The organism is Pseudomonas sp. Fl5BN2 (assembly GCF_009908205.1).
GTDB lineage: Bacteria > Pseudomonadota > Gammaproteobacteria > Pseudomonadales > Pseudomonadaceae > Aquipseudomonas.
In genome coordinates, this window is sequence record NZ_JAAARL010000012.1 from 162,414 (window position 1) to 176,581 (window position 14,168).

Genomic DNA, 14,168 nt, shown 5'->3' on the forward strand with positions numbered 1-14,168 from the left:
AGGTTTCGAAGGTAGTCCATGGACCTGTTTCGTAGTGCCCCGATCGCCCAGCCCTTGGCTGCGCGTTTGCGTGCCGCCAATCTGGATGAGTACGTCGGCCAGCAGCACCTGCTGGCCCGGGGCAAGCCGCTGCGCGAAGCCCTGGAGCAGGGCGCTTTGCATTCGATGATCTTCTGGGGCCCGCCCGGGGTCGGCAAGACCACCCTGGCGCGGCTGTTGGCGGAAGTCTCGGACGCGCACTTCGAAACCGTTTCGGCGGTATTGGCCGGGGTCAAGGAGATTCGTCAGGCGGTGGAAATCGCCAAGCAGCAGGCCGGGCAATACGGTCGGCGGACCATTCTCTTCGTCGACGAAGTGCACCGCTTCAACAAGTCGCAACAGGACGCCTTCCTGCCTTACGTGGAAGACGGCACGCTGATCTTCATCGGTGCCACCACGGAAAACCCCTCGTTTGAATTGAACAACGCCTTGCTCTCCCGGGCTCGGGTCTATGTGCTCAAGAGCCTGGATGAGACGGCCCTGGGAACCCTGGTGCAGCGCGCCTTGAGTGAGGAGCGTGGCCTGGGCAAGCGTCAACTGAGCCTTAGCGACGAAGGCTTCCAGATGCTGCTGTCGGCGGCCGATGGCGATGGCCGGCGCATGCTCAACCTGCTGGAAAACGCCTCGGACCTGGCGGAAGACGGCGGCGAGATCGGCGTCGACCTGCTGCAAAGCCTGCTGGGGGATACCCGTCGGCGCTTCGACAAGGGCGGCGAAGCCTTCTACGACCAGATCTCCGCGCTGCACAAGTCGGTGCGCGGCTCCAACCCCGATGGCGCGCTGTACTGGTTCGCGCGCATGCTCGACGGCGGCTGTGATCCGCTGTACCTGGCCCGGCGCGTGGTGCGCATGGCCAGCGAAGACATTGGCAACGCCGACCCTCGTGCCCTGAGCCTGTGCCTGGCGGCCTGGGACGTGCAGGAACGCCTGGGCAGCCCCGAAGGCGAGCTGGCGGTGGCCCAGGCGATCACCTACCTGGCCTGCGCGCCGAAAAGCAACGCCGTGTACATGGGCTTCAAGGCCGCCATGCGCGCCGCCGCCGAGCACGGCTCCCTGGAAGTGCCGATCCATCTGCGCAACGCCCCGACCAAGCTGATGAAGCAGTTGGGTTACGGCGACGAATATCGCTATGCCCACGATGAGCCGGATGCCTACGCCGCCGGCGAAGACTACTTTCCCGAAGAGCTCGAACCCCTGGCCCTCTACCAGCCGGTGCCCCGAGGCCTGGAGTTGAAGATCGGCGAGAAGCTCAAGCACCTCGCGGCCCTTGACCGGGCCAGCCCCATCCGGCGGAGAAAACCTTGATCCCGTTGATCCTTGCAGTCTCCGCCGGCGGCATCGCCGGCACCCTGTTGCGCTTTGCCACTGGCAACTGGATCAACGCCAATTGGCCGCGGCACTTCTATACCGCGACGCTGGCCGTTAATATCGTGGGCTGCCTGCTGATCGGCGTGTTGTACGGACTGTTCCTGATTCGTCCGGAAGTGCCGATCGAAGTGCGTGCCGGATTGATAGTGGGCTTCCTCGGTGGCCTGACGACTTTTTCATCCTTTTCACTGGATACCGTGCGTCTGCTGGAAAGCGGACAAGTGGCGCTGGCCCTGGGCTATGCGGCACTGAGTGTATTCGGCGGGCTGCTTGCTACTTGGGCCGGCCTGTCCTTGACCAAACTTTGATAAACGAGAGAACGACATGCTCGATTCCAAACTGTTACGTAGCAACCTCCAGGACGTAGCGGATCGTCTGGCATCCCGCGGCTTTGCCCTGGATGTGGCACGCATCGAAGCGCTGGAAGAACAGCGCAAGACCGTGCAGACCCGCACCGAACAACTGCAGGCTGAACGTAACGCGCGCTCCAAATCCATTGGCCAGGCCAAGCAACGTGGCGAAGACATTGCCCCGCTGATGGCTGATGTCGAGCGCATGGGGAACGAGCTGACCTCCGGCAAGGCCGAACTGGAAACCATTCAGAGCGAGCTGGATTCGATCCTGTTGAGCATTCCCAACCTGCCTCATGAGTCGGTGCCGGTGGGCGAAGACGAAGATGGCAACGTCGAAGTGCGCCGCTGGGGCACGCCGACCACCTTTGATTTTCCGATCAAGGATCACGTGGCCCTGGGCGAAACCCATGGCTGGCTGGACTTTGAAACCGCCGCCAAGCTGTCCGGTGCGCGCTTCGCTCTGCTGCGTGGCCCGATTGCCCGTCTGCACCGCGCCCTGGCGCAGTTCATGATCAACCTGCACACCGGCGAGCATGGCTACGAAGAAGCCTACACCCCGTACCTGGTGCAGGCGCCGGCGCTGATGGGCACCAGCCAGCTGCCGAAATTCGAGGAAGACCTGTTCAAGATCACCCGCGAAGGCGAGGCCGATCTGTACCTGATCCCGACTGCCGAAGTGTCGCTGACCAACATCGTTGCCGGTGAGATCCTCGATCCGAAGCAACTGCCGCTGAAGCTGGTTGCCCACACCCCGTGCTTCCGCAGTGAGGCCGGTGCCTCGGGCCGCGACACCCGCGGGATGATCCGCCAGCACCAGTTCGACAAGGTCGAGATGGTCCAGGTGGTCGAACCTTCGACGTCCATGGACGCCCTGGAAGGCCTGACCGGCAACGCCGAGAGAGTCCTGCAACTGCTGCAACTGCCGTACCGCGTGCTGGCCCTGTGCACCGGCGACATGGGTTTCAGTGCGGTGAAGACCTACGACCTGGAAGTCTGGGTGCCGAGCCAGGACAAGTATCGCGAGATCTCCTCGTGCTCCAACTGCGGTGATTTCCAGGCCCGGCGCATGCAGGCGCGTTTCCGCAACCCGGAAACCGGCAAGCCTGAGCTGGTGCACACCCTCAACGGTTCTGGCCTGGCCGTAGGCCGGACCCTGGTGGCGGTGCTGGAAAACTACCAGCAGGCCGACGGTTCGATCCGTGTGCCGGACGTGCTGAAACCGTACATGGCTGGCCTTGAGGTCATCGGCTAAATGGAATATCTGCCGCTGTTTCACAAGCTTCGCGGCAGTCGTGTGTTGGTGGTCGGTGGAGGGGAAATTGCCTTGCGCAAATCCCGTCTGCTGGCCGATGCCGGTGCGCAGCTGCGGGTAGTCGCACCTGAAATAGAAGCGCAATTGCAGGAACTGATCGTCGCCAGCGGCGGTGAGTCGCTGCTGCGCGGGTATGCCGAAGGCGATCTCGACGGCTGCACCCTGATCATCGCTGCTACCGACGATGAAGCCCTCAACGCCCAGGTTTCGGCCGATGCCCACCGGCGTTGCGTGCCGGTCAATGTGGTGGACGCGCCGGCCCTGTGCAGCGTGATCTTCCCGGCGATTGTCGACCGTTCACCCCTGGTGATTGCGGTTTCCAGTGGCGGTGATGCACCGGTGCTGGCGCGTTTGATCCGGGCCAAGCTGGAAACCTGGATTCCTTCCACCTATGGGCAGTTGGCTGGTTTGGCTGCGCGCTTTCGCGCCCAGGTGAAACAGCTGTTTCCGAACGTGCAGCAGCGTCGGGCTTTCTGGGAAGACGTATTCCAGGGACCGATCGCTGATCGCCAGTTGGCCGGGCAGGGCGCAGAAGCCGAGCGCCTGCTGCAAGCCAAGATCGACGGGCAGGCCGTCCAGGCGACGGGCGAGGTGTATCTGGTGGGTGCTGGGCCGGGTGATCCGGACCTGCTGACCTTCCGTGCCCTGCGCCTGATGCAGCAGGCCGATGTGGTGCTCTACGACCGTCTGGTAGCACCGGCCATTCTTGAGCTGTGCCGCCGCGATGCCGAGCGCATTTATGTCGGCAAGCGCCGCGCCGATCACGCCGTGCCCCAGGACCAGATCAACCAGCAACTGGTGGACTTGGCCAAGCAAGGCAAGCGGGTAGTGCGGCTCAAGGGCGGCGATCCGTTCATCTTCGGTCGCGGCGGTGAAGAGATCGAGGAACTGGCGGCCCATGGCATTGCCTTCCAGGTAGTGCCGGGGATTACCGCGGCCAGTGGGTGCTCGGCTTATGCCGGGATTCCGCTGACCCATCGCGACTATGCGCAATCCGTGCGTTTTGTCACCGGCCATCTCAAGGACGGCAGCACCAACCTGCCTTGGAACGACCTAGTGGGCCCGGCCCAGACCCTGGTGTTCTACATGGGCCTGGTGGGCTTGCCGGTCATCTGCGAGCAGTTGATCAAGCACGGTCGCGGCGCCGACACTCCGGCGGCGTTGATCCAGCAGGGCACTACCAGCAACCAGCGAGTGTTTACCGGCACCCTGGCGAACTTGCCGCAACTGGTGGCGGAGCATGAAGTGCATGCGCCGACTCTGGTGATCGTCGGTGAAGTGGTGCAACTGCGCGAGAAGCTGGCCTGGTTCGACGGCGCCCAGTCCGAGGTCTGAAAGCTTCGCCGGCAAGCCGGCTCCTACATGATCTGCGTAGGAGCCGGCTTGCCGGCGAAAGCGTCCTCAATTCCTGCACCAAACCCCTAGTCCACTCAACCGTTGCCGATCATGGCTGCGGCCGAAATCCTGCTGCGGCCCCTTGGGCACAATCCCCGTCGGATTGATGGTGGTGTGGCTGGCGTAGTAGTGCCCCTTGATGTGGGTGAAATCCACGGTCTCGGCAATCCCCGGCCACTGGTACAGCTCCCGCAGCCAGTTCGACAGGTTCGGGTAGTCGGCGATCCGCCGCAGGTTGCATTTGAAGTGGCTGTAGTACACCGCATCGAAGCGAATCAGTGTGGTGAACAGGCGTACATCGGCTTCGGTCAGGTACTCGCCGGCCAGGTAGCGCTGCTGGCTCAAGTGCTGCTCCAGGTAGTCCAACTCGGCGAAGACATCATCGAAAGCTGACTCGTAGGCTTGCTGCGAAGTGGCGAACCCGGCGCGGTACACGCCGTTGTTCACTGCTGGGTAGATGCGTTGGTTGTGGGCCTCGATCTCGCTGCGCAGTGGCTGCGGATAGAAATCCAGGGTATTGCCGGTCAAGCCGTCGAAGGCGCTGTTGAACATGCGGATGATCTCCGCCGACTCATTGCTGACGATGCGTTTCTGCTGTTTGTCCCAGAGTACCGGCACGGTGACGCGGCCAGTGTAGTCGGCGGTGTCTGCGGTATAGCGCTGGTGCATGAAGTCCAACTGATCCAGCAGGTCGCCGCTGGAGCCGTGTTCCTTGTCGAAGGTCCAGCCGTTCTCGCGCATCAGCCAACTGACCACCGAGACCTCTATCAGGTTTTCCAGGCCCTTGAGCTTGCGCATGATCAAGGTGCGATGGGCCCAGGGGCAGGCCAGGGACACGTACAGGTGGTAGCGCCCGGCTTCAGCGACAAAGCCGCCTTCGCCCGTAGGACCGGGACGGCCATCGGCCGTCACCCAATGGCGTCGTTGCGCCTGTTCGCGCTGGAAGGCGCCGTCCTTGCTGCTTTCGTACCACTGGTCATGCCAGCGTCCTTCGATCAACAGGCCCATACAATGCTCCTCGGCTAATGTGCGTTGGAGTGCAGTCTATTGCCTTGACTTCGAACAAAAAGTGCAAAAACTGCGCGGTCAAGATCTATTAAATCGATCGATCCCGGGCATCCCAATAGTGCTGCGCCTGCTTGAAGGCCTGTTCCCGAGGCATGCCCAGCCCGCGCAAGGCCAAAGCCATGGTCGCCAGCAGGGCCAGTTGCGGGTAGCTGTCTTCGACCTCGCCGCGCCACAGCGCCTTGAGGTGTTCGGGGTCGAGGCTTGCCGGTTTGACGTGACGTTGTGCCGACAGCATCGGCCATTCCTCATCCCAACTGACGCCACCGGTGCTGCCATACAGGTGGCTGTCGGCGTCGGGGTTGATCTCGATCTCGCCGCCATCGCCCTTGATCACAATCACGTTGTCTCCCAGCAGGCCGCTGGCATCGCGGTGCACCGCCTGGTAGCCGGGGTGGAAGATGCTCTGCAAACCGCAACGGGCGCCGAGGGGATTAAGGATGCGTGCCAGGGAATGGATTGGCGAGCGCAGCCCGAGGATGTTGCGCAGGTCGATCATCCGTTGCATTTGCGGGGCCCAGTCGCCCAGGGGCATAAAGGCCAGGTTGCCCTGATCCAACGCCTCACCCACTGCTTGCCAGGTGCGGCACAGGGGAATGCCCAGCGGCTGCAGCAACTGCTCGGTGTACATGCGCCCGGCGGTGTGTGCACCACCGCCGTGGAGCAGGATGCGCACGCCGTTCTGCGCCAGGCACTTGGCCGCCAGCAGGTACCAGGGCAGGTGGCGCTTCTTGCCGGCGTAGGTCGGCCAGTCCAGGTCGAGGGGGATCGCCGGGGCATTCAAGCGCGCGCGCAGGGCCTCGGTGAAACCGGCGAGTTCTTCCGGGCTCTCTTCCTTGTGTCGCAGAAGCATAAGGAAGGCGCCGAGCTGGGTGTCTTCGACCTGCTCATCAAGGAGCATGCCCATGGCCTCCCGGGCTTCCTCGCGGGTCAGGTTGCGCGCGCCGCGCTTGCCTTTGCCAAGGATCCGCACGAACTGGGCGAAGGGATGCTCGGCCGGGGTTTCGGTGAGCAGCGGGGCAAATTCAGTCATAGACAATTGGTCGGCCTCGGCAGGCCCGCCAGCTTGGCGGCAAGTTTGGCGGGGGTGCCTTTGAACAGGCGGTTCAGGTGCAGGCTGTTGCCCTTGTCCGGGCCCAGCTTCAGTGCGCTGTACTTGATCAGCGGGCGGGTGGCAGGGGACAGTTGGAACTCCTGGTAGAAACCGCGCAGCAGTTCGAGGATCTCCCAGTGTTCCGCACTGAGTTCCAGCTCTTCCGCCGCAGCCAGGGCTTCGGCGACTTCGGCGGACCAGTCCTGCAGATTGACCAGGTAACCGTCCTTGTCCAGCTCGATGGCACGGGTGCCGACAGTCAGGGTGTTCATAGCCAGGTATTGACCTTGTCATGCTGGATCGACAGGTCGACAAAGCCCGGATAGTCCACGACCTTGGCCCAGCCTGGCAATACCAGGCCGCGGGCCTGGAGGTCTTCCTCCAGTACGTAGAGGTTCAAGCCGCTGCGGGCGCTCAACTCGCTGTAGGCGGCGCTGCCAGGTTGCAGGGCGTAGGCCGCGTCGCCGCACAGCAGCAAGGCATCGGCAGTTCCGAGCAGGCACAGGCAACTGCCCAGGCGCGTGTCGGTGAAGGGGGAATGGGACAACACATGCAAGGTCGACATCAGAGGGTGATCACCTGGTCGTAACGGTCAATGATCCCGGCCAGCTCCGGAGTGCTCAGCAACTGCACCTCATCGAGGTTCAGGGCGGCCGGGTCGAGGCCGCGCAGGTCCAGGCTGGCCTGGCAGGCGAACAGTTCCTCGACGCCGAACAGCGACAGCGCCTGCAGGTTGGCGCCGAGGTCCTTGAGCTGCAGGGCTGCGGGCTTCTGCCCGGGGGCCAGTTGCAGCACGCCGTCATCGAGGAACAGCACGCCGATGGGCAGGTCGAAAGCGCCGCCGGCAAGCACGATGTCCAGTGCCTCGCGGGCACCGGGGCCGGACCAGGGCGCCTGGCGGCTGATCAACAACAGTGACTTGGCCATCTCACGACCCTCCAAAACAGATCAAGCGGTCGGCGGCCTGTACCGCGTCGTGCAACTGGCCGAGCCCGGACAATTCCCAGGGGGCCTCGACATTCACCGCCCCACGCTGATAACGCTTGGCTTCATCGCCGTTCAACACGCCGCGACGCAGGGCTGCAGCGATGCACACCACGCCGTCGAGCTGGTGCTGGCTGACGAACTCGCGCCATTGCCGGGGCAGGTCCTGTTCGTCCTGGGGCGTGACGACGCTGTTCGAGGCGTTGTGCACGCCGTCCTGGTAAAAGAACAGCCGGACAATTTCATGCCCGCCGGCCAGCGCCGCCTGGGCGAACAGCAGGGCACGGCGCGAGGAGGGCGCATGGGCGGCAGAGAACAGGGCGATGGCGAACTTCATGACGGACTCTTCGGGTAAACCTGGGCGCCATGATAAAGCTTTAGCGCCGCCGCGGCTAAACCCCTTTGCGTACAGGCTGTTGCCGGGCTGGCGGGACATATCGGGTAACGCTTGTCCGGACCGCTCGCCAACATCGGGGGATAGACTCACGCCCTCAATCTATCTCGGACAAGGAGCAAGGGATGTTGGATCTGAAATCAGCGGTAGTCGTGGTCACCGGTGCCGGTCGCGGCCTGGGAGCGGCGCTGGCCATCAGCCTGGCGGACTTGGGCTGCAAGCTGATCCTCTGTGGACGCAATGCCGCGGCCCTGGCGGATGTCGGCGCGCAAATCCTGGCACGCACCGGCAACTCGGCCGAGCAAGTGGTGGTGGACCTGGCCAACATGGACAGCGTCAAGGCCGCGCTGGCCGAGATCCACGTACGCCAGCCCCAGGTCGATGTTCTGATCAACAACGGCGCCATGTGGCTGGAGGCCAGCGAACAGCCCCACAGCTCCAGTGAGGTGCTGGGGGTAATCGATGCCGCGCTGAGCGGCACCTACCTGCTGACCCAAGGCCTGCTGCCCGCGCTCAAGGCGTCGAAGCGCCCGGACATCGTCACCATCGGCTCCATCAGCGGTTTGCCCAATGCACCGCTGCACAGCGTGTCGTTGCCGTTCTACGCGGCCAAGCACGGGCAACTGGCCCTGGCTGACGGTCTGCGCCAGGTGCTCAAGGGCACGCCGGTGCGCTCTCTGTGCGTGCACCCGCCGTACCTGGAAGACATCTCGCCGCTGGATGAACAATGGCAACAGGTGCCCGACCGGCAGAAAGGCCAGAAGGGTACTAACCGCGATGTAGTGGAAGCGGTGGTCTTCGCTCTGACCCGGCCACGGCATATCAGCCTGTCGTCGATCGTCATCGACACCGACGACGGTGGCTTGTTCAGTTGATGGCGTTGGGCTCAACGACCGCTGTACTGGCGCTGCCAGCGCCTTGGAATACGCAGTGACACCAGCCCCAGCAAGGCCGAAATCACCGCGCTGACATACAGCGCCTGCAAGCCCAGGCGCTGTTCCAGCAAGGCTCCCAGTACCGCGCCGGCGAACATGCCGGCCCAGGGCACCAGTTGCACCCGCCAGCCGTTACGCCGCTCGCCGAGCAACCAGCGTCCGAAGCCGCGGCCGAAGCGCGACAGCGCGCCGGTAACGTAGGTCAGGCCAATCGGCAGTCCGTTCACTTCCTCCACCGCAGCATTGAGCATGCCCATGGCGATGATTGCCGCCAGTATTGCCGGCAACTGGCTGTCGGTGGACCCACTGGCCGCGATGCACAGCAACGCGGCGATACACAGCAGCAGGGGCAGGGCGCGGTGCCCACCCAGGCGGCTGACCATCACCCCCAGCGCGTTACCGGCGACAAAGGTCGCCACCAACAGGCTCAGGCGCAGGATCAAGCCCAGGTCGCCGTCGCTGATGGCCACCGCCAGGCGTGTGGTGTTGCCGCTCATGAAGGAGACGAAATCCCCCGTGGCCATGAAGCCGATGGCGTCGGTCATGCCGGCCAGTACCGAGAGGCAGGCCACGAGGGCGAGGCCGATCCGGCCGCGCCATTTTTGCGCGTGTTGCAGGGCCGGATCATTAGCTGGGCGGGCGGTGGAAGGCAGCATCGTCGAATTCTCCTGGTCAGGGACTGCGGGGGACGTGTGCGGGTCAATGCACGAGATCAGGCTTCAGGGTCGAGGCCGTGCAGCGTGCAGTACTCCAGCCATGGCAGGCCGGCCATTTCCGCCACCTCCTTATGTACCGCCTGGCGTCGGACCTGATACTCCTCGGCGCTGGTCGCGGTCATTTGCAGGCTCAGCTCCCAGGCGAACAGACCCTGGCGTTCGGCCTCTGCTTCGAATGCCTCGTGCAGGCGCTCTTCACGATACTGCTCCGGGGTTTCGCCACGGGCCCGGGCTTCGAGGGGATTGAGGTGGTCGAGTTGCTGGGCCAGTTCGGGCCGTTGTTCGAGGAATTTACGCAGGGCCAGTTCATGGGGTTGATCGTTGCTTGCCATTGAGACTCCTGGAAAGTGCGCCCGTGTTCAGGCGCGATGCTGGATGCGGTACAGGTGATGCCAAACGCTCAAGGCTGGACGGGCAGAGGTGTCGATAAACCACGCAACTGCGCCAGGTCCTTGCGCGGGATGACATAGGTGCGCGCCAGCATATCGCCTACGCGTTGGCAGCGGCGCGAATTGGCGCAGACCAGCAAGGTGATAAGGCTGATGGCCGCCTCGATCTGGCGGGTCGCCGAACGGATCAGCACCTGCAACAGTGACGGCGCCTGGCCGACGCCATTGATCACCTGCAGGCCGCACAGGGTTTTGCCCAGCGTGCGGCCGCGCAACAGGTATTCGCTGAGGAGGAAGTACAGGTTCCAGATCGCCATCATGGCCAGGTCCGTATGGTAGAAGCCGCCTACAGCCAGGCTCAAGACCAGCCACAGCAGCACCGTCAGCGCGCTGTCCAGCAGGTAGGCCAGAATGCGCCGGGTGATCAGGCCGGTTCTCGATACTTCCATGTACTGCTCCACAAATTACGTCATGTATTGAGCCGCGTATTGTACGGTCTAAAGACCCGGTGGCAGCGGCAAGTTTCAATTTACCAGCGACCAGCCACGACTTGGCCGCGTTTCGATGCGGCCGGAGGTTGTGCTTTCAGATGCTGGCAGAATCTTCGCGGCCGATCTCGCTGCGCAGCTGGGCGATCAGGTGCAAGCAGTGGGTGAGGCCCGGTGACGGCTCGCCGACCCGGCGGCTGAGGATGATCGGTGACGTGGCCTTGGGCTCCAGCAGTGGGCTGAAGCCAATGTCGTCGCGGTGCAACACCTGCACCGAGGCAGGCACCAGGGTGATGCCCAGGCCTGCGCCCACCAGGCCGATGGCGGTCTGCAGTTCATTGGTCCACTGCGCCACCTTCAATTGCAGGCCATGGCCGGCGAACAGCGCGATCACATGGTCGGCATAGCTCGGGCGCGGGTTGGCGGGATAGAGCACGAACGGCTCGGCGGCCAGTTGTTCAAGGCTCACCGGTTGCCCCAGCAACGGATGCCCGGCGGGCAGGGCGGCCACCAGCCGGTCCTCGGTCAGCACCTTTTGCACGATGGCCGGGTCGTCGATATGGATGCGTCCGAAGCCGATGTCGATGCGTCCCGCCTTCAGTGCTTCCACCTGCTGCAAGGTGGTCATCTCCGACAGCCCCAGTTCCAGCTCCAGGGTCTCGCTGCTGCGCAGGCGGCGGATCAGTTGCGGCAGCACCCCGTATAGGGTCGACGGAGCAAAGCCGATGCCCAGCCAGGTCTTGTGCCCGAGGCCAATGCGCCGGGTGTTGTCGCAGACCTTGCCCAACTGCTCCAGCACCCGGTTGGAGTGCTCATAGAAAAACCGTCCGGCGGCGGTCAGGCGCAGCGGCCGGGCACGTTCCAGCAGCAACACCCCCAACTCGTCTTCCAGTTGCTGGATCTGCCGGCTCAGGGGGGGCTGGGCGATGTGCAGGCGCTCGGCGGCACGGGTGAAATTAAGGGTTTCTCCCAGCACCTGGAAGTAACGCAGGTGACGCAGCTCCATGGGACCTCCGTGGACGATAGTTGAATACCTATTAGGTATCGAGTCAGACCAATTCTATATTGGCCCCCCGTAAAAAGCCGGGACAGAATCGATCGTAGAACTTCAAGAACCTGACGGGTATGGAAATGCACGCTTCTGCCATTGAATCGATCGAGACGATCATCGTCGATCTGCCGACCATCCGCCCCCACAAACTGGCCATGCACACCATGCAGAACCAGACCCTGGTGCTGATTCGCCTGCGCTGCGCCGACGGCATCGAAGGCCTGGGGGAGTCCACCACCATCGGTGGCCTGGCCTATGGCAATGAAAGCCCGGACAGCATCAAGACCAATATCGATCGCTTCTTCGCGCCGCTGCTGGTCGGCCAGGATGCCAGCAACATCAACGCCGCCATGCTGCGTCTGGAGCAGAGCATCCGCGGCAATACCTTCGCCAAGTCCGGGATCGAAAGCGCCTTGCTCGACGCCCAGGGCAAGCGCCTCGGGCTGCCGGTCAGCGAACTGCTGGGCGGCCGCGTGCGCGATGCCTTGCCGGTGGCCTGGACCCTGGCCAGCGGCGACACCGCCAAGGACATCGCTGAGGCAGAACAGATGCTCGACCTGCGCCGCCACCGCATCTTCAAGCTGAAGATCGGCGCCGGTGAAGTGGACCGCGACCTGGCCCACGTGATTGCGATCAAGAAGGCCCTGGGTGACCGCGCCAGCGTGCGGGTCGACGTCAACCAGGCCTGGGACGAATCGGTGGCGCTGCGTGCTTGCCGGATTCTCGGCGGTAATGGCATCGACCTGATCGAGCAACCGATCTCGCGCAACAACCGCGCCGGCATGGTGCGCCTCAACGCCATCAGCCCGGCACCGATCATGGCTGACGAATCCATTGAGTGCGTGGAAGACGCCTTCAACCTGGCCCGGGAAGGTGCGGCTTCGGTGTTCGCCCTGAAGATCGCCAAGAACGGCGGCCCTCGCGCCACCCTGCGCACCGCGGCGATTGCCGAAGCGGCGGGCATCGGCCTGTACGGCGGCACCATGCTCGAAGGCGGCATCGGCACCCTGGCTTCGGCCCACGCTTTCCTGACCCTGAACAAACTCAGCTGGGACACCGAACTGTTCGGCCCATTGCTGCTGACCGAGGACATCCTCGCCGAGCCGCCGGTATACCGGGATTTCCACCTGCATGTCTCAAGGGCGCCGGGCCTCGGCCTGAGCCTGGACGAAGAGCGCCTGGCGTTCTTCCGTCGCGACAAAACCACCCCCGTGCTGCATCACACCTGAGGAGGGCACCATGCTATTCCACGTCAAGATGACCGTGAACCTGCCGGTCGACATGAACCCCGAGCGCGCTGCGCAACTCAAGGCCGACGAGAAAGCCCTGGCCCAGCGCCTGCAGGCCGAGGGCAAGTGGCGTCACCTGTGGCGCATTGCCGGGCTGTACGCCAACTACAGCGTGTTCGACGTCGACAGCGTGCAGGAACTGCACGACACCCTGATGCAATTACCGCTGTATCCGTACATGGCTATCGAAGTTGACGCCATGTGCAGGCATCCTTCCTCGATTCATGAGGATGACCGCTGAGTCCGTTGCCAGAGCGTTAGCCACTCTAATAAATACAAGATGAGGATCGATCATGAACGTGCGTATTTCCCACACTGCCAGCGCCCAGCAGTTTCTCGAAGAAGCCAGCGGCCAGTTCACTGAAGGCGGCAACCCACGGGCCAAGGCCATCATCTACCGGATCCTGCGGGACTCGGTGAACATCATCGAAGACCTGGAAGTGACCCCGGAGGAGTTCTGGAAGGCGGTCAACTACCTCAACGTCCTCGGTGCCCGCCAGGAAGCCGGATTGCTGGCCGCCGGCCTGGGCCTGGAGCACTACCTGGACCTGCTGATGGACGCCGCCGATGAGCAGGTGGGCAAGACCGGCGGCACCCCGCGTACCATCGAAGGCCCTCTGTACGTGGCCGGCGCGCCGCTGTCCCAAAGCGAAGCGCGCCTCGACGATGGCATCGACCCGGGCGTGGTGCTGTTCATGCAGGGCCAGGTCACCAACACCGCAGGCCAGCCCCTGGCCGGGGCCATCGTCGACGTCTGGCACGCCAACACCGGCGGCACCTATTCCTACTTCGACGGCACCCAGTCGGAGTTCAACCTGCGCCGGCGCATTGTCACCGACGCCGATGGCCGCTACCGTTTCCGTAGCATCGTGCCGTCCGGCTACGGCTGCCCACCGGACGGTCCTACTCAACAACTGCTCAATCAACTGGGTCGTCACGGCCAGCGTCCGGCGCACATCCACTTCTTCATTTCGGCGGACGACCATCGCCACCTGACCACCCAGATCAACCTGGATGGCGATGAATACCTGCACGACGACTTTGCCTACGCCACCCGCGATGAACTGATCGCCAAGATCACCTTCAGCGAAGACCAGGCCCGGGCCAAGGCTCTGGGCGTCAGCGGACGCTTTGCCGAGATCGAGTTCGATTTCACCCTGCAATCTTCGGCGCAACCCGATGAGCAGCAACGCCACGAGCGGGTGCGCGCCCTGGAGGCCTGACCCCATCGTGCTGCACCGAGCCACGGGCTCCCTTCGGGGCTCGTGGCTTTTGCCGTTGTGTGCGAGTTGTTTGT

The 14,168-nt window shown here is 63.6% G+C and carries 18 protein-coding genes; 8 read left to right on the forward strand and 10 right to left on the reverse strand.

The window, feature by feature from the left end; all coding sequences use genetic code 11:
• Positions 1 to 18: 18 nt before the first annotated feature.
• The 4 genes from GV819_RS18370 to cysG are packed head-to-tail and all read left to right on the forward strand — an operon-like array spanning position 19 to position 4,407.
• Entirely contained in the window at positions 19 to 1,344 is a 1,326-nt protein-coding gene (locus tag GV819_RS18370) for a replication-associated recombination protein A (protein ID WP_161757465.1), read from the forward strand.
• Entirely contained in the window at positions 1,341 to 1,715 is a 375-nt protein-coding gene (gene crcB, locus GV819_RS18375) for a fluoride efflux transporter CrcB (protein ID WP_161757466.1), read from the forward strand. Before GV819_RS18370 ends, crcB begins: the two co-directional genes overlap by 4 nt.
• 16 nt (positions 1,716 to 1,731) lie before the next feature.
• Positions 1,732 to 3,012 (forward strand): serine--tRNA ligase, encoded by a 1,281-nt coding sequence (gene serS / locus GV819_RS18380; RefSeq protein WP_161757467.1) that lies wholly within the window; start codon positions 1,732 to 1,734, stop codon positions 3,010 to 3,012.
• Positions 3,013 to 4,407, forward strand: coding sequence for a siroheme synthase CysG (gene cysG, locus GV819_RS18385; RefSeq protein ID WP_161757468.1), 1,395 nt, complete (start codon positions 3,013 to 3,015; stop codon positions 4,405 to 4,407).
• Positions 4,408 to 4,473: 66 nt separating this feature from the next.
• On the opposite strand, the gene GV819_RS18390 is transcribed toward cysG, so the two are convergent.
• The 6 genes from GV819_RS18390 to tusD form a co-directional block, all read right to left on the reverse strand.
• Complete coding sequence (locus tag GV819_RS18390) at positions 4,474 to 5,475, reverse strand: glutathione S-transferase family protein (RefSeq protein ID WP_161757469.1); 1,002 nt, start codon at positions 5,473 to 5,475, stop codon at positions 4,474 to 4,476.
• An 88-nt stretch (positions 5,476 to 5,563) separates the two neighbouring features.
• Complete coding sequence (locus GV819_RS18395; protein ID WP_161757470.1) at positions 5,564 to 6,565, reverse strand: glycosyl transferase family protein; 1,002 nt, start codon at positions 6,563 to 6,565, stop codon at positions 5,564 to 5,566.
• On the reverse strand, positions 6,562 to 6,897 hold the full coding sequence (locus GV819_RS18400) for a TusE/DsrC/DsvC family sulfur relay protein (RefSeq protein WP_161757471.1): 336 nt from the start codon (positions 6,895 to 6,897) through the stop codon (positions 6,562 to 6,564). Before GV819_RS18400 ends, GV819_RS18395 begins: the two co-directional genes overlap by 4 nt.
• Positions 6,894 to 7,190 carry a sulfurtransferase complex subunit TusB gene (gene tusB, locus GV819_RS18405; protein ID WP_161757472.1) on the reverse strand — a complete coding sequence of 99 codons (297 nt, stop codon included), beginning with the start codon at positions 7,188 to 7,190 and terminating at the stop codon, positions 6,894 to 6,896. Before tusB ends, GV819_RS18400 begins: the two co-directional genes overlap by 4 nt.
• Positions 7,190 to 7,552 (reverse strand): sulfurtransferase complex subunit TusC, encoded by a 363-nt coding sequence (gene tusC, locus GV819_RS18410; protein WP_161757473.1) that lies wholly within the window; start codon positions 7,550 to 7,552, stop codon positions 7,190 to 7,192. The genes tusB and tusC overlap by 1 nt, the downstream gene beginning before the upstream one ends.
• A gap of 1 nt (position 7,553) precedes the next feature.
• Positions 7,554 to 7,946: a sulfurtransferase complex subunit TusD gene (tusD, locus tag GV819_RS18415; RefSeq protein WP_161757474.1), complete on the reverse strand. Its 393-nt coding sequence runs from the start codon at positions 7,944 to 7,946 to the stop codon at positions 7,554 to 7,556.
• 182 nt (positions 7,947 to 8,128) lie between these two features.
• On the opposite strand from tusD, the gene GV819_RS18420 reads away from it, so the two are divergent.
• Complete coding sequence (locus GV819_RS18420; RefSeq protein ID WP_161757475.1) at positions 8,129 to 8,878, forward strand: SDR family oxidoreductase; 750 nt, start codon at positions 8,129 to 8,131, stop codon at positions 8,876 to 8,878.
• Between the two features lie 11 nt (positions 8,879 to 8,889).
• Here the strand turns inward: GV819_RS18420 and GV819_RS18425 are convergent, their stop codons facing one another.
• The 4 genes from GV819_RS18425 to GV819_RS18440 all read right to left on the reverse strand — a co-directional run bounded on the left by GV819_RS18425 (position 8,890) and on the right by GV819_RS18440 (position 11,537).
• On the reverse strand, positions 8,890 to 9,594 hold the full coding sequence (locus tag GV819_RS18425; protein WP_161757476.1) for a YoaK family protein: 705 nt from the start codon (positions 9,592 to 9,594) through the stop codon (positions 8,890 to 8,892).
• A gap of 56 nt (positions 9,595 to 9,650) precedes the next feature.
• Positions 9,651 to 9,986, reverse strand: coding sequence for a DUF6388 family protein (locus GV819_RS18430; protein WP_161757477.1), 336 nt, complete (start codon positions 9,984 to 9,986; stop codon positions 9,651 to 9,653).
• Between the two features lie 68 nt (positions 9,987 to 10,054).
• On the reverse strand, positions 10,055 to 10,492 hold the full coding sequence (locus GV819_RS18435; RefSeq protein WP_161757478.1) for an RDD family protein: 438 nt from the start codon (positions 10,490 to 10,492) through the stop codon (positions 10,055 to 10,057).
• 136 nt (positions 10,493 to 10,628) lie between these two features.
• Positions 10,629 to 11,537 (reverse strand): LysR family transcriptional regulator, encoded by a 909-nt coding sequence (locus tag GV819_RS18440; RefSeq protein ID WP_161757479.1) that lies wholly within the window; start codon positions 11,535 to 11,537, stop codon positions 10,629 to 10,631.
• A 125-nt stretch (positions 11,538 to 11,662) separates the two neighbouring features.
• Between GV819_RS18440 and GV819_RS18445 the strand changes: the two genes are divergently transcribed.
• The 3 genes from GV819_RS18445 to catA are packed head-to-tail and all read left to right on the forward strand — an operon-like array spanning position 11,663 to position 14,094.
• Positions 11,663 to 12,811 (forward strand): muconate cycloisomerase family protein, encoded by a 1,149-nt coding sequence (locus GV819_RS18445; protein ID WP_178124922.1) that lies wholly within the window; start codon positions 11,663 to 11,665, stop codon positions 12,809 to 12,811.
• A 10-nt stretch (positions 12,812 to 12,821) separates the two neighbouring features.
• A complete protein-coding gene (catC, locus tag GV819_RS18450; RefSeq protein ID WP_011062149.1) occupies positions 12,822 to 13,112 on the forward strand; it encodes a muconolactone Delta-isomerase in 291 nt (96 codons plus the stop codon).
• Positions 13,113 to 13,164: 52 nt separating this feature from the next.
• Positions 13,165 to 14,094, forward strand: a complete 930-nt coding sequence (gene catA / locus GV819_RS18455; protein WP_161757481.1) for a catechol 1,2-dioxygenase — start codon at positions 13,165 to 13,167, stop codon at positions 14,092 to 14,094.
• Positions 14,095 to 14,168 lie beyond the last annotated feature (74 nt).